Below are 24,600 nucleotides of genomic sequence, written 5' to 3'. Positions count from 1 at the left end.
TTTGGTCTACATCGTTGCGTTCACAGCGCCGCCATCCAGCAGGATATTCTGGCCAACCATGAAGCCCGCATGTTGCGAACATAAGAACGCACATGTCGCGCCAAACTCTTCGGCCGTGCCATAGCGGCGCGCCGGAATGGTCGCTTCCCGCTGCGCCTTGGCCGCCTGAGGCGTGATCCCCTGCGCGCTGGCCACACCGGCATCCAGCCCCACAGCACGGTCTGTCGCATGAATGCCCGGTTGCAGGTTGTTGATCGTCACCCCGTCCGGAGCCACCTGCCGCGATGTGCCCGCCACAAAGCCGGTCAACCCGGCGCGCGCCGAGTTGCTCAGGCCCAAAACCGGGATCGGTGCTTTTACCGACTGGCTGGTGATGTTCACCACCCGGCCCCAGCCCTGCTTTTGCATATGCGGCACCAAAGCCTGCATCAGCGCAATCGGCGCAAGCATATTGGCGTCCAGCGCTGCAATGAAGTCCTCGCGCGACCAATCCGTCCATGTGCCGGGGGGCGGCCCGCCCGCATTGGTCACAAGAATGTCCACATCTCCGGCCGCCGCGAGCAGTTTGGCGCGGCCCTCCTCGGTGGTCACATCCGCCGCCACAGCGACAACCTCGACACCGTATTTCCCGGCAATATCCGCCGCCACGGCCTCAAGCGTCTCTGCGCCGCGTGCGTTCATCACAAGGGTCACCCCTGCCTCTGCCAGCGCCTCGGCACATCCGCGCCCCAAGCCCTTTGAGGAGGCACAGACAAGCGCCTTCTTTCCTGCGATTCCCAGATCCATATCCGTCTCCCTTTTGTTGCGCGCCACAAAACCCCAAATCCGCCGCTTTGACCAGAGCAAGACCGCAGTCTCGCCGCGCTTTCGCCCCAATCTTACGATAGCTCTGACGCAAAGAAACGGCCCAAGAAGACCCATCTCATGAGTGAAACCGCCCACGCCTTACAAGTTTACCCCGCCCCCATGCTGCCGGTCTCACAGGGGGCCAACCTGGGCGACGACCTCAGCTTTGCCAGCGACCTGGTGCTGGATGACAGCTACCAGCTCAGCCCCCGGGCCCGCCCGATGCGCCTGAGCCTGCATGCGCTGGAAAACGGCCATTTCCAGATCGCGGCGGACAGTGCCACCGGGGTCAAGGGGGCCACCGTCGTGCTCGACAGCTGCCTCACCCTCATGACCTCCAAAAGCGAGGCCATCGAAATGCTGGTTCTGGTGGAAGTCGACCCGCAGGGGCATGTGGCCCAAATCTATGCCATGCCACTGGCCCCGCTGGAACCCAAAGAAGACTACCGCCTTGTGGGAATCGACACCGAGAACGCGCCGCTGCGCTTTGCCCAGCTGGCCTGCGTCTCCTTCACCCGCGGCACAAGGCTCACCCTCGCCACAGGCGAGCAACGCGCCGTCGAAGAGCTCGCCATCGGCGACAAACTTCTCACCCGCGATGACGGGGCCCAACCGGTCCGCTGGATCGGCCATCTCACCGTGCGTGCCAGCGGCGACTTCGCACCGGTGCTCATCAAACAGGCCACCCTGCACAACGCGCGCGATCTGCTTGTCTCCCCCGAGCACCGCCTCTTTGTCTACCAACGCGAAGACAGGCTGGGCGCGGGGCGTGCCGAAGTGCTGCTCAAGGCGCGCCACCTCGTCAACGGCAGAAGCGTGGTTTTGCAAAAGGGGGGCTTTGTTGACTATTACCAGATCTTGTTTGATGCCCACCAGATTGTCTTCGCCGAAGGTATCGCCGCCGAAACCCTGCGCATAGACCCCCGCACCCGCTGCGCGCTGCCCCCAAAGGTTGCGCGCACCATCGGCAACACCCACACAGGCCACGCCAGCCGGGTGCAAGGGGCCTATGAGGTCAGCCAAAGCCTGCTCAACCGCCCCGATGCGGCAGAGCTTCTGTTGCGAGCCTCGCGCGGCGCCTGACAGCTCAGGCCCCGCCTCAGCCGCTGTTTGGGCTGCTCTCATCGCTCGGGGCTGCGCCGCCAAGCGGCTCCTCAAGCCCAAGGGCTGCGCGCCGCGCGGCCGAGCGTGCCCGCTGCGCCGCGATCCGCTCGTCCATATAGGCCTGAAAACGGGGCAGATGGTCTTCACTGTCCCAATGCGACCTGATCTTGCCCGCCGCAAGCCCCAGCCAGTAGATCCGCAAAATCTGGTTAATGCGCGCGCCATAGCCTGGCCCAAGCTTTCGAAACCAACGCACCATATCCGCATCCAGCCGCACCGTCACACGGGTCTTCGCCCGAGAGATCGGCGCCCCCGAGTCCAGCCCCTGCCAGTCGTCCGGCAAGGCATGGTCGATCCAGCTCTCCTTGAGCGCCTCCTGAAGGGCCTTGAGTTCGATTGTCAGGTCGCGGTTGGCCGCGTCTCTCTGGCTTTGTGTCATCTTGGGTCTCCACTTTGCTCTCCAAATTGTGACCCCACCCTGACAGCCGGATGTTAACCTTTCCAAAGCCCTGCGCGCGGTGTTTTGGGCGGTGCACGCTTTGTGCACGCCCTGTGCACGCTTTTCACCCCCCCCGACTCACGGCTTTTCTTGCCAAAGGCGCATTCGTTACCTATACGCGCGCTCATGGCTACAGACCTTTCAAATCGCCCCGCACTCCCGCCTGAAATTGCCCGCCGCCGGACCTTTGCGATCATCTCGCACCCCGACGCTGGCAAGACCACGCTGACGGAGAAATTCCTTCTCTATGGCGGCGCCATCCAGATGGCCGGACAGGTGCGCGCCAAGGGCGAAGCCCGCCGCACCCGCTCAGACTTCATGCAGATGGAAAAGGATCGGGGCATCTCTGTTTCGGCCTCGGCTATGTCGTTTGATTTCAATGACTTGCGCTTCAATCTTGTAGACACACCGGGGCACTCGGACTTCTCCGAAGACACCTACCGCACGCTCACAGCCGTGGACGCCGCCGTGATGGTGATTGACGGGGCCAAAGGCGTGGAAAGCCAGACCCAGAAGCTCTTTGAAGTCTGCCGCCTGCGCGATCTGCCGATCCTGACCTTCTGTAACAAGATGGACCGCGAGAGCCGCGACACCTTTGAGATCATTGACGAAATTCAGGAAATGCTGGCCATTGACGTGACCCCGGCAAGCTGGCCCATCGGCGTCGGCTCCGAGTTCATGGGCTGTTATGATCTGATCAACGACCGCCTCGAACTGATGGACCGCGCCGACCGCAACAAAGTCGCAGAATCCATCAAGATCAAAGGCTTGGACGACCCGCTTCTGGCCCAGCACCTGCCCGCGCACCTGCTTGAAAAGCTGCTCGAAGAGGTCGAAATGGCCCGCGAGCTCTTGCCGGAGCTTGTGCCGCAATCCGTCCTTGAAGGCCATATGACCCCAATCTGGTTCGGCTCTGCCATCAACAGTTTCGGGGTGCAGGAGCTCATGCATGGCATCGGCCAGTATGGCCCTGAGCCGCAGATCCAGAACGCCGAGCCGCGCAAGATTTCTCCTGAAGAAACAAAGGTTTCCGGCTTTGTCTTCAAAGTCCAAGCCAATATGGACCCAAAGCACCGCGACCGCGTGGCCTTCGTGCGCATGGCCTCGGGCCACTTCAAACGCGGCATGAAACTCACCCATGTGCGCAGCAAGAAGCCCATGGCGATTTCCAATCCGGTGCTTTTTCTTGCCTCTGACCGTGAGCTGGCCGAAGAGGCTTGGGCCGGCGATATTATCGGCATCCCCAACCATGGCCAGCTGCGCATCGGCGATACGTTAACCGAAGGTGAACTTTTGCGTGTTACCAACATTCCATCCTTCGCGCCCGAGCTTCTGCAAGGCGTGCGCGCCATGGATCCTATGAAGTCAAAGCACCTTGAGAAGGCTTTGATGCAATTCGCCGAGGAGGGCGCGGCCAAGGTTTTCAAGCCGAACATCGGCTCGGGCTACATCGTCGGCGTGGTCGGCGCGCTCCAGTTTGAGGTGCTCGCCAGCCGGATCGAACTGGAATACGGCCTGCCCGTGCGCTTTGAAAGCTCGCAATTCACCTCGGCACGCTGGGTCAACGGTGCACGGCAAGATGTTGAAAAGTTTGTAAATTTGAACAAACAACACAGTGCAATCGACCATGATGGCGACACCGTCTATCTCACCCGTCTCAAATGGGACATCGACCGCGTCGAGCGCGATCACCCCGAGATCAAGCTCACCGCGACAAAGGAAATGATGGTCTAGCGTCTCACCGCGTGGCAGTGTTTTTTTTATGAGTTCCCAACCCCTCACCTATGCCGGCGGCGCAGAAGAGTTGATCGCCCGATACAACAAGCGGCGCACCCCTTTTGAAGGGGCTGACGCGTGTTTTGATCCCTCCCCCGATCTGGTGGCCCTCGCGCGCCAGACAGTGCCCGAAAGCGCCACGGATCCTACCGGCGCAAAAGGCTCCTGGGCCCTGAAATGCAGCATGATCGCGCCCGAGTTTGTCGGCCGCTCCGCGCTTGCCTTTCTCGCCGCGCAGCTCATCGCCCAGCTGCGCCGCAACAGCCCGCCTCAAGGTGGCGCCGCGCTCTTCCGCAGGCTTTGGGCCGAAGCGCCCGAGCACCTTCTCTCCCAGCTCGATCTGCGCTGGCAAGTCTCGTCGGCCATGACCTTTGCCGATCACGGCGCACCCGGCCCCGAGCAGGCCCTTGGAGCGTCCCTCAAAATGCTCTTCGGCCTCATCAAGCTTTACGAATTCGAGCGCCTTTTCAGCGGCCTTGCGCCAAGCGTGCCGCACCGCTTCGGCCAGCGCAGCTCTGCGGCCATGCCCCTTCAAATGGACCCTTATTCGCTCAACAACGGCGGCCTTGACAGCGCCCTGCTTGCTCCGCTTTACCAACAGGCCGAGGAGGCCCCCGTGCTGCGCCCGCTCGCCCTGAGCCTGCTGGGCGCGCTCAACGCCGAAGATGGCACCGTCTTCCGCCGGCTCTCCATCATGAAAGCGCGCCGCGCAAAGGCCCGCCACGAAAAGGAAAAACCCTGATGTCATGGGGCATTGTCTGCACAGTCAAAGCGCCGCTTGAGGCCATAGAGCGCTTTGCCGCCTATCACCTCGAATTGGGTGCCAAACGGATACTGCTCTATCTGGACGACGACAATCCCCAGGCCTATGAAAGCCTCAGGCACCACCCCGCGCTCAGGGTTTTTCAAACCCACGCAGAGCATTGGCGCAGCCAGACCCGTCCGTCCAAACATCAAACCCGCCAGGCCGCCAATGCCCGCCACGCCTACCGGCGCCATGCCGGTGGGCTGAGCTGGCTGGCCCACATTGATGTGGATGAGTTTCTCATGCCCCTGCACACCCCGCTCTCGCGCCAGCTCGCCGCGCTTCCAGAGGCGTGCTGGGCGGCACGGGTGCGCCCCGTCGAGGCGCTGTGGCACCCGCACGAACACTATTTCAAAGCCATGACAAACGCGCGCAAACAACGCCAGCAGGAGACAGAAGAAATCTATCCAACCTTTGGCGCGCATCTCAATGGCGGCTTTCTCAGCCATGTGGCCGGCAAGCTGTTCGTGCGCACCGGCGCGCTCAAAGCGGGGGCTGAAAAAGTTGATTATCGCATCCACAATGTCTTCATCGACGGTGCCGAAAACCCCGGCCAACACGAGCTGAGCGGCACCGAGCTGTGCCACCTTCATGCTACCAGCTTTGAACACTGGATGGCCCATTACCGCTATCGGCTCGCCCACGGTGTTTACCGCGCCGAGCTCAAACCCAACCGCCCCCACGCAGAGGGCGGGCTAACCTTAAACGAATTGTTAAACACTCTGGAGCAAAGTGACGGCATCGACGGATTGAAAGCATTTTACGAAGAGGTTTGCGCCGCAACACCCGCTCTTTTGCACCGCCTTGAAGCGCACGGCCTGTTGCGACACTATGATTTGGCGCTTGAGAGCGCCCGCCAGAAGCACTTTCCAACGGCCTGAGCCGGCTGGCGCAATGGCGCACAAGGCCGCGCACCGTCTCTATTTGGCCGCAGCACAGCCGGCACATGAGGCCAGATCCGCCCCTTCATTGACGTGGCGGCCCCTTTTGAGTAAAGAGCACAGGCGGGGTTGATAAAGCGCTAGGCTGGGCCACACGGGCCTGACCCCTGAAAGATGCTACGGGCCCAGATGTGTCCGTAAACAACGGATACACATGACAAAATTCTCTGATCTGAATCTTGACCCAAAGGTTCTCAAAGCTGTGGCCGATTCTGGCTATGAAACGCCCACCCCCATTCAGGCCGGCGCAATTCCACCCGCGCTTGAGGGCCGCGACGTTTTGGGTATCGCGCAGACAGGCACAGGCAAGACCGCCTCCTTTACGCTGCCGATGATATCGCTTCTGGCCCGTGGCCGCGCGCGCGCGCGGATGCCGCGCAGCCTCGTCCTTTGCCCCACACGCGAGTTGGCCGCACAGGTTGCCGAAAATTTTGACGCCTACGCCAAATATGTGAAGCTCACAAAAGCCCTGCTCATCGGCGGTGTCAGCTTCAAAGAACAAGAAGCCGTCATCAACCGCGGTGCCGATGTCCTCATCGCCACCCCCGGCCGCCTGCTCGATCATTTCGAGCGCGGCAAGCTGTTGCTCACCGGTGTTCAGATCATGGTGGTGGACGAAGCCGACCGGATGCTCGACATGGGCTTTATCCCTGATATTGAACGGATTTTCAGCCTCACGCCTTTCACCCGCCAGACACTTTTCTTCTCCGCCACAATGGCACCCGAGATCGAGCGGATCACCAACACCTTCCTCTCCGCTCCCGAGCGGATCGAAGTGGCACGCCAGGCGACAACCTCTGAAAACATCACCCAATCGGTGGTGATGTTCAAAGCCTCGCGCAAAGACCGTGAGGGCAGCGAAAAACGCAAGTTGCTGCGCACGCTCATCGAAGGGGAAGGCGAGGCCTGCAAGAACGCCATTATCTTCTGCAACCGCAAAATGGATGTGGATACGGTCGCCAAATCCATGAAGAAATACGGCCTCGACGCCGCCGCCATTCATGGGGATCTCGAACAATCCCAGCGAATGAAAACACTGGCCGGTTTCCGCGATGGCTCCCTGCGCTTCCTCGTTGCTTCTGATGTTGCGGCGCGTGGCCTTGATATTCCCGACGTCAGCCATGTCTTTAACTACGATGTGCCCAGCCACGCCGAAGATTATGTGCACCGCATCGGCCGCACAGGCCGCGCGGGCAAAAAAGGCACGGCCATCATGATCTGTAGCGTGCGCGACACGCGCAACCTCGATGACATCGAAGCGCTGGTCAAAACCACTATTCCGCGCAGTGCTGAGTCCGTGAGCGACGCCGAGGTTCAAGAGGCGGCCCCATCCGAGACCACCGAGAAGCCCAAAAGAACCCGCAAGCCGCGCGCCTCAAAGCCCAAGCCGGATGAATCCACGCCTCAGGCAGAGCTGCAAACAGACGCGCCCCAGGATGCCACACCGCCCCCCGCCAAGCCCCGCTCAGAGCCCCATCAGCCTACCAACACAGCCGATGCCAAGCCAGAGCGCAGCCGCGCCTCTGGGCGCAACACCGGCCAAAAGCAGGTGGGGATGGGCGAGCATATGCCAACCTTCATCGCCAAGAGCTTTGAAGAGCGCATGGAAGGCTAGTCAATCAGCGCATCTGCCCTTTGCCCTGCCCGTTCATGATGAATGGGCAGCGTGCGCCCATAGAGTTGTTGCGTGCGTTCGGGCGCGCCGACCATATTGGGCTCTTGGACATAAGAAAAGATGGCCACATAGCGTCGCCGTTTCCCCTTTAACGGTGCCACCCGGTGCAGCGAGTAACGCCCACGAAACAATTGCAAGTCACCGGGCTCCAGCTCCAGAACCTTGACCTTGTCTGAACGGCCTTGCAGCACCCGCGCCACCTCATCAAAGTTCTCACTCTCTGCGCGGATCGCCGGGGCATATTCAAAAGCGCCCCCCGCCTCGGCATTCTGGATCGCCAGCGTAACGGTGAAGTTGTTGGTGTCAAAATGCCAGGGGAAGCCCTCGCCCTCCTCGGCCATGTTCACGATCACATCCGCCAGCGGGTCGGCGTAGCGAAAGAAGTTCTCTTCTTGCAGACACTCTTGGATAAACCCGTCAAAGCCTTCAAAATCGTGGATTTGGCGCAACGCCCCCTCGGCGGTAAAATTATCTGCCGGGATAAACGCATTGGAGCGGTCAAAAAACTGCCGCTTTGGGTGCGTGTCGGGCAGGCTCGGGTCATCTTGGGTGAAGTAAGCATTGGTGCGGTTGAAGGAGCGGTGGCCTTGTGCGGCCATACTGTCCGCCTCCTGCGTCAGCGCCGAAACCCCCAGAGGGGTCAAAAACCCTTTGAGCACCGCACAGCCGTCAGTGGCAAGATCGGCCCGCACCCGCGCCAGCAAAGCCTCGCGCTTAACACTCTCCGTGCCAATCGGGTAGTCTTCCAAGTTGATGTAGTCGTGTGCTGACATGAGCCGCCCTCCCTATTTTCTTCAGGAGAGCGGCTCAAACTTGCTTGTTCTGTTGGCTTTTCGACAAAGCCGCGTCGCAATCAGGCCAAACGGCTGATAATCACGCTCACTTCAGGCTTCTTGCCTATTTCATCCAGCGCCGAGCGGCGCGCGATTTTGCGCAACTCCTGTTCAATCTTGGAGTCATCTACCAGCGTTTTATCGCTTGCACGTCCCAAGAACTGCGCGAGATCCTGCTCCAACACCTCGACAAGCGGAGCTTTGCTGCGCCCGGTTTCCGGGAGGCCCATGACTTCGCACCAGGGCTCTCCCAGCGGTTCGCCGTTTTCCTCCAAGATCACCGTGACAATCACATGTCCGTTGAGCGCCATCCGGATCCGGTCGCGCACAATACCGTCGAGTGCGCCAATCTGGGTCGATCCATCAAGATAGCGCCGTCCGGTTTCGATATATTCCACAACCTTCGGAGCGTTCCCGCTCAGCTCAATCATCATGCCGTTTACCGCCACAACACTGGCACGCCCCTTTTCCTCGGCCAGCCTTGCATGAGCGCGCAAATGCCGGTGCTCACCATGCATCGGAATCACCATCTGCGGGTTCATCAGCTCATGTGCTTTCTCAATGTCAGGCCGGTTGGCGTGGCCTGAAACATGGTAAAGCCCGTCGTTTTCATCAAAAATATCAACACCCATTTCAGAGAATTGGTTCATGATGGAGATCACGCCCCGTTCGTTGCCCGGAATCGTCTTGGAGGAGAACAAAAACAAATCCCCCTCCTTCATCTCGATCCCGTTGAACTTGCCGCGCGCCAGCTGTGCCGAGGCGGCCCGCCGCTCGCCCTGGCTGCCAGTCACGAGGAGCATCAGGCTTTCGCGCGGGATGCTGCGCGCATCTTCAGTCGACACCGTTGTGGGGAAGTCTTTGAGCACACCGGTTTCCACCGAGGCTTCCACCATCCGCCGCATGGCGCGGCCCATGAGGCAAATTGAGCGCCCCGCGCGGGCGCCAGCCTCGGCCAGCGTTTTCACCCGCGCCACATTGGATGCAAAGGTGGTCGCCACCACCATCTTCTCGGCCCCTTTGATGAGCGCCTCAAGGTTCTCGCCCAACTCGCTTTCCGAGCGCCCCGCATGAGGGCTGAAAACATTGGTGGAATCACAGACCATCGCCTTGATACCGCCTTTTGAAATCTCTTCCCAAAGCGCTTCATCAAACGCTTCGCCAACAATCGGGTTGTGATCAATCTTGAAATCCCCGGTGTGAAAAACCCGCCCACCGGGGCTCTCGATCAACAGAGACGAGCTTTCCGGGATCGAATGGGACACCGGCACAAAGCTCACAGAAAACGGGCCCGCCGCAACAGTCTCCGGATAGGGCGCAAGCGTTGTCACCGTCTCCGCACCAAAGCCATGTTCGGAAAGCTTGCGCCGGGCGATATTGGCCGTGAAGGCGCGCGCATAAACGGGCACATCCAACCCGCCAAAGAAATGTCCAATTGCCCCCACATGGTCTTCATGGGCATGGGTGATAAACACCGCCTCAAGCTGGTCGCGCCGCTCGGTGAGCCAGGCCAGATCGGGAAAGATCAGATCAACCCCGGGGCTTGTGTCCATATCGGGAAAGGTAACGCCCAGATCGACAAGAATAAGCCGTTCCTTATCTTTTGGGCCATACCCGTAGACGTAACAGTTCATTCCGATCTCGCCAGCCCCGCCGAGGGGCAGGTAGATTAGTCGCTCAGTGCTCATATGTTTCCCTGCTTCTTGTTATAGTCATGAATCACACGAAGCCCATGCATCGTGAGGTCGTCTTCCACTGTATCAAACAGCTCTTCTCCTTGGGCAAAAAGCGGGGCAAGCCCGCCTGTCCCGATCACTTTCATCGGCCCGCCAAACTCGGCGCGCACACGCCGGGTCAGCTCTTTGATCAGCCCGACATAGCCCCAAAAAATCCCAGACTGGATACACGCCACCGTATTCGTTCCAATGACCTTCTCAGGCTGGGTTATATCCACATGCGGCAAGGCCGCGGCCCCTTGGTGTAGCGCTTCCAAGCTGAGATTAACACCCGGTGCAATCACCCCGCCCACATAAGCCCCATCTGTGGCCACAACATCAATATTCGTGGCCGTTCCAAAATCGATCACCATGGCGTTGCCACCGTGACGGTCAAAACAGCCTGCCGCATTGGCCAATCTGTCAGGACCAACCCCGGTGCCCGGATCAACCCGTGGGGGCACCGGCAAAAGACACTCTGGCTTGCCCACAACCAGTGGACGGCAATCAAAGAAGCGGTCCGCAAAAACCCGCAGATTCCAGACAACCCGTGGCACTGTCGAGCTGATCACCACATCGGTGATGTCCGGCTTGATCCGGTAATGGCTGATCAGGGTTGTGAACCAGGTGAAATAGGCGTCCGCTGTCCGGGAATGGTGGGTTGAGGTGCGCAAGGTGCACAGCCATTTCTCGCCATCCCAAATGGAAAAAACGGTGTTTGTGTTGCCACAATCAATTGCCAGTAGCATGGCCTACTCCTTCAGAAAAAGACATCTGCCGCAGGGATGCTCTGACGCCCCGCAGCGCTGGTTACTACCAAATGTCCCTGCGCGTCCACCGTTTCAAAAGTGCCCAGCATCTCTTCGCGCATCGTGCGCACACGGATCACTTCGCCAAGTTTGGCGGCCCGCGCCAGCCACGCCTCACGCACCGGCCCAAAGCCATAGGTGCAAAAGCGCTGCTCCCAAAGCGCAAAAGCCTGCGCAAGCGCCAGCAGGAACTCTTGCGAAGTAATCTCAATCCCCAGTTCCCCAAGCAGCGAGACCGGGCGCAGAGCCCCCGTTTCCACGTCGGCCTGCGCCGGCGCTTGAGCGAGGTTCACACCAATCCCGATCACCAGCGCCTCACCTGCCGTTTCCAGCAAAATGCCCGCCATTTTTCCACCGTTGAGCAAGACATCATTGGGCCACTTCAAGGCAAGTTGCGCCGAGCCGGTGAGCGCCGTGATCGCATCATAAAGCGCCAGAGAGGCCACAAAAGAGCGCAACCCCATTGCGCTGGCGGGGCCTGGGCGTGGCAGGATAACACTGGCGCTAAAATTATCGCGCGCCATTGCCCAAACACGCCCGCGCCGTCCGCGCGCTGCCGTCTGGTGTTTGGCCCATACCCAGGTTGGCCCAGCCACCTGCGGCAAAAGCCGCGCGGCTTCTGCCATAGTGCTGTCAACCTCTTGCAGGCTGTGCAACCCAAAACCGGTGGGCCAGGCGCTGGCCTCTATCATGCTCAGTTTACAAGTGCAGCCGCCGCTGTGGCCGCCGCGCTATCAACCCCAAAGAGGCCGGCCAAACCAACAACCATGATCAGCGCCGCCCCCATCAACATGGTCCACAGAACCGGCGAGGTATTTTCATCCAGAGCCCCCTGTGTCTCTTCACCAAAATACATGAAGTAGACAATTCTCAGGTAATAGTAAGCCCCGATCGCAGACGCAACGGCGCTGGCCGTCACAAGCCAAAACAGCCCCGCATCGACACCGGCTTGCCAAACACCCAGCTTTGCAAAAAAGCCAAGCATCGGCGGCACGCCCGCCAAGCTAAAGAGCAGGACCAGAAGCGCCAAGGCTTTGCCGGGCTCAACCTTGGCATACATCCGCAACGCATTGATGTCCGTCACGGGAACGCCATCGCGCTCCATGCTCAGAACAAAAGCAAAGGTGCCAATATTCATGGTCACATAAATCGCCATGTAAGTGAGCATCGCCTCGATGCCAAGCGCAGTGCCCGCCGCCAGCCCGATCATGGCATACCCCATATGGGCAATCGAGGAATAGGCCATCAGGCGTTTGATGTTGGTCTGGCCAATCGCGGCAATCGCGCCAAGAAACATCGACAAAACCGACAACAGCACGAGCACCTGGCTCCAATCCGATGAAACGCCGCCAAAGGCGTCATGCAAAACGCGCGCAAACAAGGCCATGGCAGCCACTTTTGGCGCCGTTGCAAAAAAGGCAGTCACAGGCGTGGGTGAGCCTTCATAAACATCCGGTGTCCACATGTGAAACGGCACAGCGCTGATCTTGAAAGCCAGCCCGGCCATCACGAAAACAAGGCCGAACAACAGCCCGACAGGGGCCAACCCGTCGCCCGCAGCCGCCACAATCCCCGAGAAGAGCGTGGTGCCGGCATAGCCATAAACCAGCGAAGCCCCATAGAGCAGCAAGCCCGACGAGAGCGCGCCCAGCACAAAATATTTCAAGCCCGCTTCTGTTGAGCGCAGGCTGTCACGGCGCATGGCCGCGATCACATAAAGCGCAAGCGATTGCAGCTCCAGCCCCATGTAAAGCGCCATCAGATCTCCCGCTGAAACCATGAACATCATCCCGACAACGCTCAGAGCCACCAGCAGGGGATACTCAAATTTCATCATCTTGTGGCGCTCAAGATACCCCATGCCCATCACAAGCACCGCAGCCGCAGAGAGCAAGATTGTCACCTTCGCAAAGCGGGCAAAAGCGTCCTCAACGAACATTCCGCCAAAGGCGCTGCTTGTGCCCTGCCCCCCAAGACCTATCCAAAGGGCCACAACAAGAAACAGCCCCGCCGTGCCATATGTCAGCGGCCCTGCAAGCCTGTCCTTCTGCGTGTAAACCGCGGCCAAGAGGGCCAGCATCGCATAGACGGAAATAACAATTTCCGGCAGGATTGTATTCAGATCAGCCTGCATAACTCTCTCCGTTAGTGCGATTGGGCCAGCGCAGCGGCGGCCGTGCCTGCATCAAGCAAGGCGGTGTGATAGTTGGATACCAGCGCTTCAACAGAAGGGCTGATGATATCGGTGACAAGGCTCGGGTAGACACCCAAGAGCAACGTCATCACAACAAGCGGTGCAAAAATCGCCTTCTCGCGCGTTGTCATATCGCTGATCGTCTTGAGGCTTTCCTTGATCAAGTCGCCAAAGACAACCCGACGATAGAGCCAGAGCGCATACCCCGCCGAGAGGATCACACCAAGTGCCGCAACCGCTGCAACCCAGGTGTTCACTTTGAAAATCCCCATCAGCGTGAGAAATTCGCCCACAAAGCCAGAGGTTCCGGGCAAGCCGACATTGGCCATCGTGAAGAACATGAAGATCAGCGCATAGGCCGGCATCCGGTTCACGAGGCCGCCATAAGCGTCAATCTCGCGGGTGTGCATCCGGTCATAAATGACCCCAACACACAAGAAGAGCGCCCCCGAGATAAAGCCGTGGCTGATCATCTGGAAGATCGCCCCGTCAACCCCCTGTTGGTTCACAGCAAAGATGCCCATGGTGACAAAGCCCATATGCGCCACCGATGAGTAAGCAATCAGCTTTTTCATATCTTCTTGAACAAGCGCCACAAGCGAGGTGTAGACAATCGCAATCGCACTCATCCAAAGCACCAAAGGCGCAATGACGTCTGAGCCGACAGGGAACATCGGCAGGCTGAAGCGCAGGAAGCCGTAGCCCCCCATCTTCAACAGGATCGCCGCCAGAACGACAGAGCCAGCTGTTGGCGCCTGAACGTGCGCGTCCGGCAGCCAGGTGTGCACCGGCCACATCGGCATTTTGACAGCAAAGCTGGCAAAGAAGGCGAGGAACAACAGCGTTTGCAAGCCACCAACAATCTGCACACCGAGGATGGAAAACCCGTCAAAGGCAAAGCTGTGGCGCATCAAAGTGGGAATGTCGGTCGTGCCGGCATCGGCAAACATCGCCACCATGGCAACCAGCATGAGGACGGAGCCAAGAAAAGTATAGAGGAAGAACTTGAAGCTCGCATAGATCCGCTCCTTGCCGCCCCAGATCCCGATGATCAGGAACATCGGAATGAGACCGGCCTCAAAGAAGACATAGAACAGCACGAGATCCAGCGCCATGAACACGCCAAGCATGAGCGTTTCCAGCACCAGGAAGGCAATCATATATTCCTTAACCCGCGTCTTCACATCCCAGCTGGCGGCAATTGTGAGCGGCATCATGAAGGTGGTGAGCATGACAAACAAAACGCTGATCCCGTCAACGCCCAGCTTATAGGTCAGGCCCATCAGCCATGCACGCTCTTCCACCATCTGAAACCCGGTGTTGGAAGGGTCAAACTCTGCCAGAATAAACAGTGAAACGAGAAATGTAATGCTGGTGGCTATCAGCGCAACCCATTTGGCATTGCGCGCAGACGCGGCATCATCACCGCGCAAGAACAGCGCCAAAATCAGCGCCGCGAGCGCAGGAATGAAAGTGACAATGGAAAGAAGATTGTCCATTACCGTGTGCCCCCCGTAAAGGCCATCCACATGACGAGGACGATAACCCCGATGACCATGGCGAATGCGTAAGTGAAAATGTAACCCGACTGGGCGCGCCCGGACAGGCGGGTGAAGAAGGGAATGATCCCCATGGCCACACCGTTGATCGTCCCGTCAATCACGCGGCCATCGCCCTTCTTCCAAAGGAAGCGGCCAAGCGCCTTGGCCGGGTTGACAAAGAGAAAGTCATATATCTCGTCAAAATACCATTTGTTGAGCAAAAACAGGTAAAGCGGGCGCTGGCTTGTCGCCAGTTTCGCCGGCAGACCCGGGCTCCAGATATAAAACCAAAGCGCCGTGAGAAGCCCGATCACCATCGCCACAAAGGGCGAGAGCTTGACCCAAGTGGGCACATAATGCGCCTCATGCAGCAGCGTATTCTGCGGCGCAATATAGATCGCCGCTTCACCCGGCTTGCTCTCCATAACGTAGTGCAGCTCTGAAGCCTTGGGGCTGCGCTCTTTCACGGCCTCCACAAGCTCGGCCGTCGGCGCGCCGTATTTGCCACCGAAGAACTTGACCACCTCGTTGGTCTTGCCAAAAAAGCTGCCATACCAGATCGCCCCGGCAAAGATCGCTCCAAGCCCGAGCACCCCGAGCGGGATAAGCATGACCGCAGGGCTTTCATGCGCGTGCTCGTGGGTGTGCTTGTCGCCCCGCGGCTTGCCCCAGAAGGTCATGAACATCAGGCGCCAGCTGTAAAAGCTCGTAAAGAGCGCCGCAATCACAAGCATCCAATAGGCATAGCCGCCAGCTGTGCCGGCATAGGCACTTTCAATCACCGCATCTTTGGAGGCAAAGCCCGCAAACCCGATCCAGCCGGTAAGCGGAATACCCACACCGGTGATGGCAAGCGTGCCAACCAGCATGGCCCAAAACGTGTAGGGCAGTTTCTTGCGCAGGCCACCGTAGTTGCGCATGTCCTGCTCGTGGTGCATCCCGTGTATGACCGACCCTGCGCCAAGGAAGAGCATCGCCTTGAAAAAGGCATGTGTGAACAAGTGAAACATCGCAACCGAGTAGACCCCCACGCCGGCAGCGACGAACATATAGCCCAGCTGCGAACAGGTTGAATACGCAATCACGCGTTTGATGTCGTTTTGAACAAGGCCGACAGTGGCCGCAAAGAAGGCCGTTGAGGCCCCAAGGAAGACGATAAACGCCTTGGCCTCGGGCGCAAATTCAAACAACGGCGACATACGACAAACCAAAAAGACACCGGCTGTCACCATGGTCGCGGCGTGAATGAGCGCCGAAACAGGGGTCGGGCCTTCCATGGCGTCCGGCAACCAGGTGTGCAGGAACAGCTGGGCAGACTTGCCCATCGCCCCCACAAACAACAGGAAGGCCAATAGATTTGCGGCGTTCCACTCGGTCCAAAGGAAGCTCAGCTGCGTGTCCGCCAGCGTGGGGGCCGCGGCGAACACATCATCCAGGTTCACGCTGCCCACCAGGTAGAACAGACCGAAAATCCCGAGCGCAAAGCCAAAGTCGCCCACACGGTTGACAACGAAAGCCTTGATCGCCGCCGCGTTGGCGCTTGGTTTGCGATAGTAAAACCCGATCAGCAAATAAGAGGCGACACCAACGCCCTCCCAACCAAAGAACATCTGGATCAGGTTGTCAGCTGTCACAAGCATCAACATGGAGAAGGTGAAGAACGAAAGATAAGCAAAGAAGCGCGGGCGATAGCTCTCGCCGTCTTTCCAGTTCTCGTCATGGGCCATGTAACCCATAGAATACAGATGCACGAGCGCTGACACCGAATTGATCACGATCAGCATAATCGCTGTCAAACGGTCAAGGCGGATGGCCCAGCTTGTATCAAGCGTGCCCGACTGTATCCAGGTCAAGAGCTCAATTTGCCGCGTGACACCGTCAAACTGTAGAAACACCACCCAGCTGAGCGCTGCGGCCAGAAACAACAGACCCGTCGTCAGCCATTGTGCTGTCTTGTCGCCAAGGGCCCTGTGGCCAAATCCGGCAATGAGCGCACCAACCAGCGGGGCAAAGAGAATAATCTGTTCCATGAAGCTTATCCCTTCATCACGTTGGCGTCTTCGACGTCAATCGTGCCACGGTTGCGGAAGAAGACCACAAGGATCGCAAGGCCAATCGCGGCTTCAGCGGCCGCCACCGTCAGAATAAACAGGGTAAACACCTGCCCGGCCATATCGCCCATGTAGGACGAAAAGGCGACAAAATTGATATTCACTGACAGAAGGATGAGCTCGATCGACATCAGCAAAATGATGATGTTCTTCCTGTTCAGGAAAAGCCCGAATATGCCGATGACAAACAGCACTGCTGCCACCGTCAGATAATGTTCAAGTCCGATCATGTCGTCCCTCGGTTCTTTATTGTTCTCGCGGCAACGGGCTTAAAGCCCCTGCCCCGGTTTTACGTCTTTCAGTTCCATCGCGTCTTTCGGATCGCGCCACATCTGCTCCAGCACGTTCTGGCGTTTCACCCCGTCACGGTGGCGCAGCGTCAGCACAATCGCCCCGATCATCGCCACCAGCAGGATCAACCCCGCTAGCTGGAAGATCAGGAAATACTGGTCATAAAGAATAAGCCCCAAAGCGGCTGTGTTTTGCGTGTTCTCAGGCGTCACCGCCACGCGCGCCGCCGCAGCGCCATCGGCCATTTGCCAATCGCCATAGGCCAGCCCAAGCGACATCAACATGACAATACCAATGGCCAGTGCCACTGGCATATATTGCGCCATACCGGCTTTGAGCTCGGCAAAATCCACATCCAGCATCATCACGACAAACAGGAAGAGAACCGCCACCGCACCGACATAAACGATCATCAGCAGCATTGCGATAAACTCGGCCCCCAACAGAACAAACAGCCCAGCGGCGCTCATGAAAGCCAAGATCAACCACAGCACGGAATGCACGGGGTTGCGGCTCAGCACCGTAAAAAAGCCGCCCGCCAAGACGCCGACCGCGAACAGGTAGAAGGCCAGTGTAACAACGCTCATGTCTCATCATCCTTGCTTTGTTCCATCACATCCCTGGCGATTTCCATCGCCCGTGTCATGGCAGGAATGCCCGCAAACATTGCCATCATGGCAATTGTCTCGGCTATTTCTTCGTCCGTGGCCCCCGCTTCGCCAAGGTGGCGCACCGTCAACCTGATTTGCGCTTCGCCCTGCGCGCCCTGCATGGTCAGCCCAGCAAGCGTGAGCAAAAGACGCGTCTTCGCGTCCAGCCCCTTTTCGTTCAACCCTTTGCCAAACGTGGCTTCCATCATCTCTTTGGACATGGTCGGCCAGAGCGCTTCCATCCCTTTGGGTGAAAACGTCTCAAGCGCGGGCGCCATGGCTTTGGCCATGTCGCTCGCTTGTTCCATCATCATTTCAAAGGGTGTTTTTGTCATCGGTAGGGCGCGTCCAGCTCGAGGTTGCGGGCGATTTCGGCTTCCCAGCGGTCGCCGTTGTCCAGAAGTTTGTCTTTGTTGTAAAACAGCTCTTCGCGGGTCTCCGTCGCATATTCAAAATTTGGACCCTCAACAATCGCATCCACCGGGCATGCCTCCTGGCAAAAGCCACAATAGATGCATTTTGTCATGTCGATGTCATAGCGTGTGGTGCGGCGGCTGCCATCGTCGCGCGGCTCCGCATCAATGGTGATCGCCTGCGCAGGGCAGATCGCCTCACAAAGCTTGCAGGCAATGCAGCGTTCTTCCCCGTTGGGGTAGCGGCGCAGGGCATGTTCACCGCGAAAACGCGGGCTCAGCGGCCCCTTTTCATGTGGGTAATTCAACGTCGCTTTTGGTGCGAAGAAATACTTCAGCCCAAGCCGGAACCCCTCGACAAAATCAGAGAGGAAAAAGTAACCAACCGCGCGTTTATAGTCGATATTCGCCATATTATCCTCCTACGCTCCAGCGCGCGAACGTGCCCCAGAACCAGTCAAATTTCGCTGCAAAGGCCACGAAAACGACCCAGATCAAACTCATCGGCAAGAACACTTTCCAGCCAATCCGCATCAGCTGGTCATAGCGATACCGTGGCGTGATTGCCTTCACCATCGCGAAGATGAAGAAGACAAGGAACATCTTGCCAAACATCCACATAATGCCGTCTGGCAGGCCGGGGATGGGCGACAACCAGCCGCCAAAGAAGAAGAGCGACACCAGCGCGCACATCAGAACGATGGCCACATATTCGCCAATCATGAACAGCAAGAACGGCGTTGAGGAATATTCTACCTGATAGCCCGCCACCAGCTCTGACTCGGCCTCAGGCAAGTCAAAAGGAGGCCGGTTTGTCTCGGCCATGGCCGAAATCAAAAACAGGAAGAGCATCGGGAAATGCGGGATCCAGAACCAGCTGAAAAGCCCATAGTCGCCATCCTGCGCATGAACGATTTCACCAAGGTTCAGCGAGCCTGCCGAAATGATGATGCCGATGATGATCAGACCCAACGAAACCTCATAAGAGATCATCTGCGCCGCAGACCTCAGCGAGCCTAGGAACGGATATTTGGAGTTTGACGCCCAACCGCCCATGATCACGCCGTAAACCTCAAGCGAGGAGAAGGCAAAAATGTAAAGCACCGCCACGTTGATATTGGCCAATACCCACCCGTCATTGAACGGGATCACCGCCCAGGCCGCCATGGCGAGCACAAAACTGACCAGCGGAGCCAAAAAGAATACAAACTTGTCCGCGCCGGCAGGCACAACAATCTCTTTCACCGCATATTTGATGAAGTCCGCAAAGCTCTGAAACAGCCCGAAAACCCCGACCACATTGGGGCCGCGCCGCATCTGCACAGCAGCCCAGACCTTGCGGTCAAAATAGAGCAAAAACGCCAGTGCGACGAGCAGCGGCACGATAATCAGCAAGCATTGACCTACGATAAGCAGGAAAATCCCCAGATTCGTGTTGGTAAAGAATTCAGCCATCAGCCCCTCACACCATCGGTATTTTGTCTTCTATACAGTTCTGAACGACGATTTCTGCATCAATCGTTTTCAAACCGCGTGGCAGCGCAGCCGAGATGGTATAAACCGCATCTCCGCGCCACTGGCCACCCTTAATCTCAACATTTGTGCGCAGATGGCGCGCAAATCCGTATCCGCGAATGAGCGAATACTGCGCCGCAGCACATTCTGCATAACGGCTCACGTCTTCAGGCAGGGCTGCCCCTGCCATGGCCACCTTAAACTGGACCAGATCTCCGTCCAGAAGCCGCGTTTCAATGCCCCCATAAGAAAGCGCCGGGCGCTCAGACGGCGTTTGCGCGGGCAAGTCCTCGCGCGCCGCCTCGGCACAGGCCGCCAGCATCGCAAGAGCGGCCGCAGACAAACTTATGCGCAACACAGCTTTCACTCGGCGGCCACTTTCTGCGCGTGGCGGCTCTTTGCTCCGGCACTCAACTCCGCCATCAGCTGGGAGGCGCGGGCAATCGGGTTGGTCAGGTAGAAATCCCCTATCGCCCCTCGGAACCCGGCCTTGCCAAGCTCACCCGCAGCTTCAAGCTGCCATGGGTTTTGAGGCACCTCGTCCAACTCGCCCAAATGCGCAACCTGCGCAATCAGCGCCTGACGAAGCTGTGCAAGGCTGTCCCAAGGCTGTGTCGCCCCAAGCTCGGCCGAAAGGGCGCGCAAGATCGCCCAGTTTTCCTTGGCTTCACCGGGCGCAAAGCCGGCGCGCAACGCAAGCTGCGGGCGGCCCTCGGTGTTTACAAAGAGCCCCTGCTCTTCTGTATAGGCTGCACCAGGCAAGATCACATCCGCGCGGTGCGCGCCACGGTCACCATGGCTGCCCTGGTAAATCACAAAGGCGCCCGCCGCGATATCCACCTCATCGGCACCAAGATTGTAAACCACATCAGCGGAGTCGGTGGCGGCCGTAAGCCCGCCCTCAGTCACCGCACCAACATCCAGCGCGCCCACCCGGCTCGCCGCCGTGTGCAACACCAAAAGCTTGGAGCCCGTCGTCTCGGCCAGCTTCATCGCCGCCGCCAGAACAGCAGCACCATCAGCCTCACGCAGGGCACCCTGGCCAACAATCACAAGGCTTTCAGCCTCCAGAGCCTCCTTGGATGCACCCTCCAATGCCTTGGCCAGTGCCGCCCGATCATCGCCCAGATGCGTATATTCATATGTCAGATCAACGGCTTGCCCAATGAGGCTCACATTGGCCCCACGCGCCCAAGCACGGCGAATGCGTGCATTCAACACCGGCGCTTCCTCGCGCGGGTTGGTGCCGATCAGCTGGATCATCTGCGCGCTGTCGATGTCTTCGATGCTGGCTGTGCCAACATAGCCCGAGCGGTTGCCCGCCGGCAGCTTTGCACCATCTGTGCGGCACTCCACATGGCCACCCTGCTCTTGCACCAGCTGTTTCAGCGCAAAGACAGCCTCAACAGGGGCCAGATCGCCGACAAGACCGGCAAGTTTGGATGCCCCTTTGATCTTCGCAGCAGCCAGGCTCAAAGCCTCGCTCCAGCTCGCCTTGCGCAGCTTGCCGTTCTCACGAATATAAGGCGAGTCAAGGCGTTGACGGCGCAAACCGTCCCAGACAAAACGGGTCTTGTCCGAGATCCATTCTTCATTCACGCCATCGTGATTGCGAGGCAATATCCGCATCACTTCACGGCCCTTGGTGTCTACCCGGATGTTGCTGCCAAGCGCATCCATCACATCAATGGTTTCGGTCTTGCGCAGCTCCCAGGGGCGCGCGGTGAAAGCATAGGGCTTGGAAACAAGCGCACCCACCGGGCACAGGTCAATGATGTTGCCCTGCAAGTTGCTGTCGAGTGTCTCGCCAAGATAGGCCGTGATCTCGCTGTCTTCTCCACGCCCGGTCTGGCCCATCTGGGTGATGCCCGCCACCTCGGTGGTGAAGCGCACACAGCGGGTGCAGGAAATGCAGCGCGTCATGTGGGTCTCGACAAGCGGACCAAGATCAAGATCATCCACCGCACGTTTGGGCTCGCGGAAGCGCGAGAAATCAACACCATAAGCCATAGCCTGGTCTTGCAGGTCGCATTCCCCACCCTGGTCGCAAATCGGGCAATCCAACGGGTGGTTGATCAGGAGAAATTCCATCACCCCTTCACGCGCCTTCTTGACCATGGGCGAGTTGGTCTTGACGACAGGTGGCTGCCCATCCGGGCCGGGGCGCAGATCGCGCACCTGCATCGCGCAAGAGGCCGCAGGCTTGGGCGGGCCGCCGACAACCTCCACAAGACACATCCGGCAGTTGCCAGCAATGCTGAGGCGCTCGTGATAACAAAAGCGCGGCACTTCGATGCCCGCTTCTTCACAGGCTTGGATCAGCGTCATCGCGCCGTCAACTTCGACCTCTTGGTCATCAATGATGATCTTGCGTAAATCGCTCATGTCGTCTCACTTCGCTTTCAGCAGGCGCCCGATCACGCTGCCCTTGGCAATCTCGGCATCACCAAGACGGCACAGGTCAGCAGCGCTCTGCGGGTTCAACCCCTTTGATTTCACATAGTCCTGCCCAAGCGCACGGAGGCGAGCTTTTTCAGCCTCGCTCTTGCGATAGGCGTTGATTTCGTCGTCACTGTATCCAAGCGTGTTGGCGCGCATTTTGAGCTGCCACAACACGGCCAACCCTTTGAGCTTGCGTGCCGATATCCGCTCGCACTGCTTGGTGATTTCCAACGCAATGCCGATTTCAAGCATCTTGCTGTCAATCTCTTTTACATCGCGCAGCTGCGGCTTTGCCGCTGCCACAGAGCCAATCAGGGCCGCCCCAACAACAGCCGTGGTAAACAAACGCATATCATTACTCCCGTCTTGCGAACCAGGCAGCGCGGACGCGCGGCCCCCCGCCGGGCAAGACATGGGGGCAACAGACGCTGCTATGCAATAACGTGCACCCAGGTCGGCCAACGCACCATCGGCGCGGGTCACATGCGTTGCCCCCCTCACCATGCTGCGCACCGCCCACGCATCTCAAGCTGCCCGCCGGGCGCGAGGGCAACTGCCTCGGCTTCCGTATCCGGCCCCTGGCCCTGCCAGCTGATATCACTGCTGCCATATTGCTCTATACAATAGCGGTTGGCCGCAATGCGTGCCGCCTCCTGCGCCCCGACAAGCCCGCGCTGTGCGCCGCGCACGCTCACCGCAAACTCGGCACGATCTGTCTTGTTGGCGCGCACAGCCCCTTTGAACGCATACCCGGCGTAATTGTAGCTTTGGGCCCCAAAACCGCCACGCGCCCTGTCACAGCCACCAAGCAGCGCCACAGCAAGCAGCGCGGCGCCAAAGCCTGCGCCGAGCCGCACATGCGCGCGCGCACTTCCAGCTGCCATGTGGACCTTATGATGGGCTCTGCGGGTCAAATGCTTACTCCGCCGCCAGCGTTTTGCCAGATTGCTGGGCTTTGATACGGTCTTCGATCTCGTCGCGGAAATTGCGGATCAAACCCTGGATAGGCCAAGCCGCCGCATCACCAAGCGCGCAGATCGTGTGGCCCTCAACTTGCTTGGTTACATCCCAAAGCATGTCAATTTCTTCCGGGTCTGCATTGCCTTGCACCAAACGCTCCATAACGCGCATCATCCAGCCCGTGCCCTCACGGCAAGGTGTGCACTGCCCGCAGCTCTCGTGTTTGTAGAACTTTGCCAAACGCCAGATCGCCTTGATGATATCCGTGCTCTGGTCCATCACAATCACCGCCGCCGTGCCAAGGCCGGAGCCAAGCTCGCCGCGCAGGTAATCAAAATCCATGATCGCGTCTTTCATGTGCTCACCACGCACACAAGGCACAGAGGAGCCCCCCGGAATGACCGCTTTCAGATTGTCCCAGCCGCCACGAATACCGCCGCAATGCTTTTCGATCAGCTCTTCAAAGCTGATGCTCATCTCTTCCTCTACCACACAGGGTGTGTTGACATGGCCTGAAATGGCAAAAAGCTTTGTGCCAGCATTGTTGGCGCGTCCAAAGCTTGAAAACCAGCTCGCGCCGCGCCGCAATATCGTAGGCACCACAGCAATGCTCTCGACGTTGTTCACAGTGGTCGGACAGCCATAAAGCCCCGCGCCCGCAGGGAACGGCGGCTTCATGCGCGGCATTCCCTTTTTGCCCTCCAGACTCTCCAGAAGCGCGGTCTCTTCCCCGCAAATATAAGCGCCCGCCCCGTGGTGCAGGTAAATGTCAAAATCCCAGCCGCTGCCAGCGGCATTCTTGCCCACAAGACCCGCATCATAAGCCTCGTCAATCGCCGCCTGAAGCGCTTCTTTCTCGCGGATATATTCGCCACGGATGTAGATATAACAGGCATGGGCATTCATCGCGAAGCTGGCAATCAGGCATCCTTCGATCAGCGTATGCGGATCATGGCGCATGATCTCTCGGTCTTTACATGTGCCCGGCTCGGATTCATCGGCATTCACCACCAGATAAGAGGGCCGTCCGTCGCTTTCCTTGGGCATAAAGCTCCACTTGAGACCCGTCGGGAAGCCCGCGCCGCCGCGCCCGCGCAAGCCGCTGGCCTTCATCTCTTCGATGATCCAGTCACGGCCCTTGCCAATGAGCTTGTCGGTCCCGTCCCAATGCCCACGCGCCTGCGCACCCTTCAAGGTGCGCTCGTGCATTCCGTAGATATTGGTAAAGATACGGTCCTGATCTTTGAGCATGTCTTAACCCTTCTTGTCCTGGCGCGTGCGCCAGAGCTGCAACGAGACAATCAGCGCCCAGACGAGCGCGCCAATTGCCGCAAAATCTATCAAAAGCGCATAGCGCCCTGCGAGCCCCAACTGGGGCCCAAGCCACTGCGCGGCCAACCACAAAAGCATGGCCCCCGCAATGACGAGGGAAACACCCCGCCCCTTGCGTGCCAGCTTGTGGTCGTGTTCACCGCTCATG

The 24,600-nt window shown here is 58.8% G+C and carries 25 protein-coding genes; 5 read left to right on the top strand and 20 right to left on the bottom strand.

Annotated elements, in window-relative coordinates; genetic code table 11:
* Positions 1 to 6 precede the first annotated feature (6 nt).
* Positions 7 to 786 (bottom strand): SDR family oxidoreductase, encoded by a 780-nt coding sequence (locus Q0478_RS02840; protein WP_298676007.1) that lies wholly within the window; start codon positions 784 to 786, stop codon positions 7 to 9.
* Between the two features lie 138 nt (positions 787 to 924).
* Between Q0478_RS02840 and Q0478_RS02835 the strand changes: the two genes are divergently transcribed.
* A complete protein-coding gene (locus Q0478_RS02835) occupies positions 925 to 1,929 on the top strand; it encodes a Hint domain-containing protein (protein WP_298676006.1) in 1,005 nt (334 codons plus the stop codon).
* Positions 1,930 to 1,945: 16 nt separating this feature from the next.
* Here Q0478_RS02835 and Q0478_RS02830 read toward each other — a convergent pair whose 3' ends face one another.
* A complete protein-coding gene (locus Q0478_RS02830) occupies positions 1,946 to 2,389 on the bottom strand; it encodes a BrnA antitoxin family protein (protein ID WP_298676004.1) in 444 nt (147 codons plus the stop codon).
* 186 nt (positions 2,390 to 2,575) lie between these two features.
* Here Q0478_RS02830 and Q0478_RS02825 point away from each other — a divergent pair, with 186 nt between their 5' ends.
* The 4 genes from Q0478_RS02825 (at position 2,576) to Q0478_RS02810 (ending at position 7,586) form a co-directional block, all read left to right on the top strand.
* Entirely contained in the window at positions 2,576 to 4,183 is a 1,608-nt protein-coding gene (locus tag Q0478_RS02825; RefSeq protein WP_298676002.1) for a peptide chain release factor 3, read from the top strand.
* 28 nt (positions 4,184 to 4,211) lie between these two features.
* The gene (locus Q0478_RS02820; RefSeq protein WP_298676000.1) at positions 4,212 to 4,967 is read left to right on the top strand and encodes a hypothetical protein; all 756 of its coding nucleotides are present in this window, start codon (positions 4,212 to 4,214) and stop codon (positions 4,965 to 4,967) included.
* On the top strand, positions 4,967 to 5,911 hold the full coding sequence (locus tag Q0478_RS02815; RefSeq protein ID WP_298675998.1) for a glycosyltransferase family 2 protein: 945 nt from the start codon (positions 4,967 to 4,969) through the stop codon (positions 5,909 to 5,911). The genes Q0478_RS02820 and Q0478_RS02815 overlap by 1 nt, the downstream gene beginning before the upstream one ends.
* A gap of 214 nt (positions 5,912 to 6,125) precedes the next feature.
* Positions 6,126 to 7,586: a DEAD/DEAH box helicase gene (locus Q0478_RS02810; protein WP_298675996.1), complete on the top strand. Its 1,461-nt coding sequence runs from the start codon at positions 6,126 to 6,128 to the stop codon at positions 7,584 to 7,586.
* Here the strand turns inward: Q0478_RS02810 and Q0478_RS02805 are convergent.
* The 18 genes from Q0478_RS02805 to Q0478_RS02720 all read right to left on the bottom strand — a co-directional run bounded on the left by Q0478_RS02805 (position 7,583) and on the right by Q0478_RS02720 (position 24,599).
* A complete protein-coding gene (locus Q0478_RS02805; RefSeq protein WP_298675994.1) occupies positions 7,583 to 8,419 on the bottom strand; it encodes a hypothetical protein in 837 nt (278 codons plus the stop codon). The two genes, Q0478_RS02810 and Q0478_RS02805, sit on opposite strands and share 4 nt — an antisense overlap.
* Positions 8,420 to 8,499: 80 nt before the next feature.
* Positions 8,500 to 10,167 (bottom strand): ribonuclease J, encoded by a 1,668-nt coding sequence (locus tag Q0478_RS02800; RefSeq protein WP_298675992.1) that lies wholly within the window; start codon positions 10,165 to 10,167, stop codon positions 8,500 to 8,502.
* A complete protein-coding gene (locus Q0478_RS02795) occupies positions 10,164 to 10,943 on the bottom strand; it encodes a type III pantothenate kinase (RefSeq protein ID WP_298675990.1) in 780 nt (259 codons plus the stop codon). The genes Q0478_RS02800 and Q0478_RS02795 overlap by 4 nt, the downstream gene beginning before the upstream one ends.
* An 11-nt stretch (positions 10,944 to 10,954) precedes the next feature.
* Complete coding sequence (locus Q0478_RS02790) at positions 10,955 to 11,695, bottom strand: biotin--[acetyl-CoA-carboxylase] ligase (RefSeq protein ID WP_298675988.1); 741 nt, start codon at positions 11,693 to 11,695, stop codon at positions 10,955 to 10,957.
* A gap of 2 nt (positions 11,696 to 11,697) precedes the next feature.
* The gene (gene nuoN, locus Q0478_RS02785; protein ID WP_298675986.1) at positions 11,698 to 13,137 is read right to left on the bottom strand and encodes an NADH-quinone oxidoreductase subunit NuoN; all 1,440 of its coding nucleotides are present in this window, start codon (positions 13,135 to 13,137) and stop codon (positions 11,698 to 11,700) included.
* A gap of 11 nt (positions 13,138 to 13,148) precedes the next feature.
* Positions 13,149 to 14,696, bottom strand: coding sequence for an NADH-quinone oxidoreductase subunit M (locus tag Q0478_RS02780; protein ID WP_298675984.1), 1,548 nt, complete (start codon positions 14,694 to 14,696; stop codon positions 13,149 to 13,151).
* Positions 14,696 to 16,768 carry an NADH-quinone oxidoreductase subunit L gene (nuoL, locus tag Q0478_RS02775; RefSeq protein WP_298675982.1) on the bottom strand — a complete coding sequence of 691 codons (2,073 nt, stop codon included), beginning with the start codon at positions 16,766 to 16,768 and terminating at the stop codon, positions 14,696 to 14,698. Before nuoL ends, Q0478_RS02780 begins: the two co-directional genes overlap by 1 nt.
* A 5-nt stretch (positions 16,769 to 16,773) precedes the next feature.
* Complete coding sequence (nuoK, locus tag Q0478_RS02770; protein ID WP_298675980.1) at positions 16,774 to 17,079, bottom strand: NADH-quinone oxidoreductase subunit NuoK; 306 nt, start codon at positions 17,077 to 17,079, stop codon at positions 16,774 to 16,776.
* A gap of 39 nt (positions 17,080 to 17,118) precedes the next feature.
* Complete coding sequence (locus Q0478_RS02765) at positions 17,119 to 17,727, bottom strand: NADH-quinone oxidoreductase subunit J (protein WP_298675978.1); 609 nt, start codon at positions 17,725 to 17,727, stop codon at positions 17,119 to 17,121.
* The gene (locus tag Q0478_RS02760) at positions 17,724 to 18,125 is read right to left on the bottom strand and encodes a carboxymuconolactone decarboxylase family protein (RefSeq protein ID WP_298675976.1); all 402 of its coding nucleotides are present in this window, start codon (positions 18,123 to 18,125) and stop codon (positions 17,724 to 17,726) included. The genes Q0478_RS02765 and Q0478_RS02760 overlap by 4 nt, the downstream gene beginning before the upstream one ends.
* Positions 18,122 to 18,616: an NADH-quinone oxidoreductase subunit NuoI gene (nuoI, locus tag Q0478_RS02755; RefSeq protein WP_298675974.1), complete on the bottom strand. Its 495-nt coding sequence runs from the start codon at positions 18,614 to 18,616 to the stop codon at positions 18,122 to 18,124. The genes Q0478_RS02760 and nuoI overlap by 4 nt, the downstream gene beginning before the upstream one ends.
* 1 nt (position 18,617) lies before the next feature.
* Positions 18,618 to 19,658, bottom strand: coding sequence for an NADH-quinone oxidoreductase subunit NuoH (gene nuoH / locus Q0478_RS02750; RefSeq protein ID WP_298675973.1), 1,041 nt, complete (start codon positions 19,656 to 19,658; stop codon positions 18,618 to 18,620).
* Between the two features lie 7 nt (positions 19,659 to 19,665).
* Positions 19,666 to 20,040, bottom strand: a complete 375-nt coding sequence (locus tag Q0478_RS02745) for a hypothetical protein (RefSeq protein ID WP_298676148.1) — start codon at positions 20,038 to 20,040, stop codon at positions 19,666 to 19,668.
* Positions 20,041 to 20,081: 41 nt separating this feature from the next.
* On the bottom strand, positions 20,082 to 22,103 hold the full coding sequence (gene nuoG, locus Q0478_RS02740; RefSeq protein WP_298675971.1) for an NADH-quinone oxidoreductase subunit NuoG: 2,022 nt from the start codon (positions 22,101 to 22,103) through the stop codon (positions 20,082 to 20,084).
* Between the two features lie 6 nt (positions 22,104 to 22,109).
* Positions 22,110 to 22,511, bottom strand: a complete 402-nt coding sequence (locus Q0478_RS02735; protein WP_298675969.1) for a DUF5333 domain-containing protein — start codon at positions 22,509 to 22,511, stop codon at positions 22,110 to 22,112.
* Between the two features lie 146 nt (positions 22,512 to 22,657).
* Positions 22,658 to 23,044: a hypothetical protein gene (locus Q0478_RS02730; RefSeq protein ID WP_298675967.1), complete on the bottom strand. Its 387-nt coding sequence runs from the start codon at positions 23,042 to 23,044 to the stop codon at positions 22,658 to 22,660.
* A 34-nt stretch (positions 23,045 to 23,078) separates the two neighbouring features.
* Positions 23,079 to 24,371 (bottom strand): NADH-quinone oxidoreductase subunit NuoF, encoded by a 1,293-nt coding sequence (gene nuoF, locus Q0478_RS02725; RefSeq protein ID WP_298675965.1) that lies wholly within the window; start codon positions 24,369 to 24,371, stop codon positions 23,079 to 23,081.
* A 3-nt stretch (positions 24,372 to 24,374) separates the two neighbouring features.
* Entirely contained in the window at positions 24,375 to 24,599 is a 225-nt protein-coding gene (locus Q0478_RS02720) for a DUF5337 domain-containing protein (protein WP_298675964.1), read from the bottom strand.
* Position 24,600: the final 1 nt, after the last annotated feature.

This window comes from uncultured Lentibacter sp., assembly GCF_937123735.1.
Classification (GTDB): domain Bacteria; phylum Pseudomonadota; class Alphaproteobacteria; order Rhodobacterales; family Rhodobacteraceae; genus Lentibacter.
This window is presented reverse-complemented; position numbering and strand designations above follow the sequence as displayed.

Coding starts and splice junctions, on each gene's coding strand:
- Q0478_RS02805 (WP_298675994.1), bottom strand. CDS start 8,419: ATGTCAGCACACGACTACATCAACTTGGAAGACTACCCGATTGGCACG.
- Q0478_RS02830 (WP_298676004.1), bottom strand. CDS start 2,389: ATGACACAAAGCCAGAGAGACGCGGCCAACCGCGACCTGACAATCGAA.
- Q0478_RS02765 (WP_298675978.1), bottom strand. CDS start 17,727: ATGAGCGTTGTTACACTGGCCTTCTACCTGTTCGCGGTCGGCGTCTTG.
- Q0478_RS02730 (WP_298675967.1), bottom strand. CDS start 23,044: ATGGCAGCTGGAAGTGCGCGCGCGCATGTGCGGCTCGGCGCAGGCTTT.
- Q0478_RS02840 (WP_298676007.1), bottom strand. CDS start 786: ATGGATCTGGGAATCGCAGGAAAGAAGGCGCTTGTCTGTGCCTCCTCA.
- nuoN (WP_298675986.1), bottom strand. CDS start 13,137: ATGCAGGCTGATCTGAATACAATCCTGCCGGAAATTGTTATTTCCGTC.
- Q0478_RS02810 (WP_298675996.1), top strand. CDS start 6,126: ATGACAAAATTCTCTGATCTGAATCTTGACCCAAAGGTTCTCAAAGCT.
- Q0478_RS02735 (WP_298675969.1), bottom strand. CDS start 22,511: ATGCGTTTGTTTACCACGGCTGTTGTTGGGGCGGCCCTGATTGGCTCT.
- nuoI (WP_298675974.1), bottom strand. CDS start 18,616: ATGGCGAATATCGACTATAAACGCGCGGTTGGTTACTTTTTCCTCTCT.
- Q0478_RS02800 (WP_298675992.1), bottom strand. CDS start 10,167: ATGAGCACTGAGCGACTAATCTACCTGCCCCTCGGCGGGGCTGGCGAG.
- nuoK (WP_298675980.1), bottom strand. CDS start 17,079: ATGATCGGACTTGAACATTATCTGACGGTGGCAGCAGTGCTGTTTGTC.
- Q0478_RS02835 (WP_298676006.1), top strand. CDS start 925: ATGAGTGAAACCGCCCACGCCTTACAAGTTTACCCCGCCCCCATGCTG.
- Q0478_RS02825 (WP_298676002.1), top strand. CDS start 2,576: ATGGCTACAGACCTTTCAAATCGCCCCGCACTCCCGCCTGAAATTGCC.
- Q0478_RS02745 (WP_298676148.1), bottom strand. CDS start 20,040: ATGCTGGCGGCCTGTGCCGAGGCGGCGCGCGAGGACTTGCCCGCGCAA.
- nuoL (WP_298675982.1), bottom strand. CDS start 16,768: ATGGAACAGATTATTCTCTTTGCCCCGCTGGTTGGTGCGCTCATTGCC.
- Q0478_RS02815 (WP_298675998.1), top strand. CDS start 4,967: ATGTCATGGGGCATTGTCTGCACAGTCAAAGCGCCGCTTGAGGCCATA.
- Q0478_RS02790 (WP_298675988.1), bottom strand. CDS start 11,695: ATGATAGAGGCCAGCGCCTGGCCCACCGGTTTTGGGTTGCACAGCCTG.
- nuoF (WP_298675965.1), bottom strand. CDS start 24,371: ATGCTCAAAGATCAGGACCGTATCTTTACCAATATCTACGGAATGCAC.
- Q0478_RS02795 (WP_298675990.1), bottom strand. CDS start 10,943: ATGCTACTGGCAATTGATTGTGGCAACACAAACACCGTTTTTTCCATT.
- Q0478_RS02780 (WP_298675984.1), bottom strand. CDS start 14,696: ATGGACAATCTTCTTTCCATTGTCACTTTCATTCCTGCGCTCGCGGCG.
- Q0478_RS02720 (WP_298675964.1), bottom strand. CDS start 24,599: ATGAGCGGTGAACACGACCACAAGCTGGCACGCAAGGGGCGGGGTGTT.
- Q0478_RS02760 (WP_298675976.1), bottom strand. CDS start 18,125: ATGACAAAAACACCCTTTGAAATGATGATGGAACAAGCGAGCGACATG.
- nuoH (WP_298675973.1), bottom strand. CDS start 19,658: ATGGCTGAATTCTTTACCAACACGAATCTGGGGATTTTCCTGCTTATC.
- Q0478_RS02820 (WP_298676000.1), top strand. CDS start 4,212: ATGAGTTCCCAACCCCTCACCTATGCCGGCGGCGCAGAAGAGTTGATC.
- nuoG (WP_298675971.1), bottom strand. CDS start 22,103: ATGAGCGATTTACGCAAGATCATCATTGATGACCAAGAGGTCGAAGTT.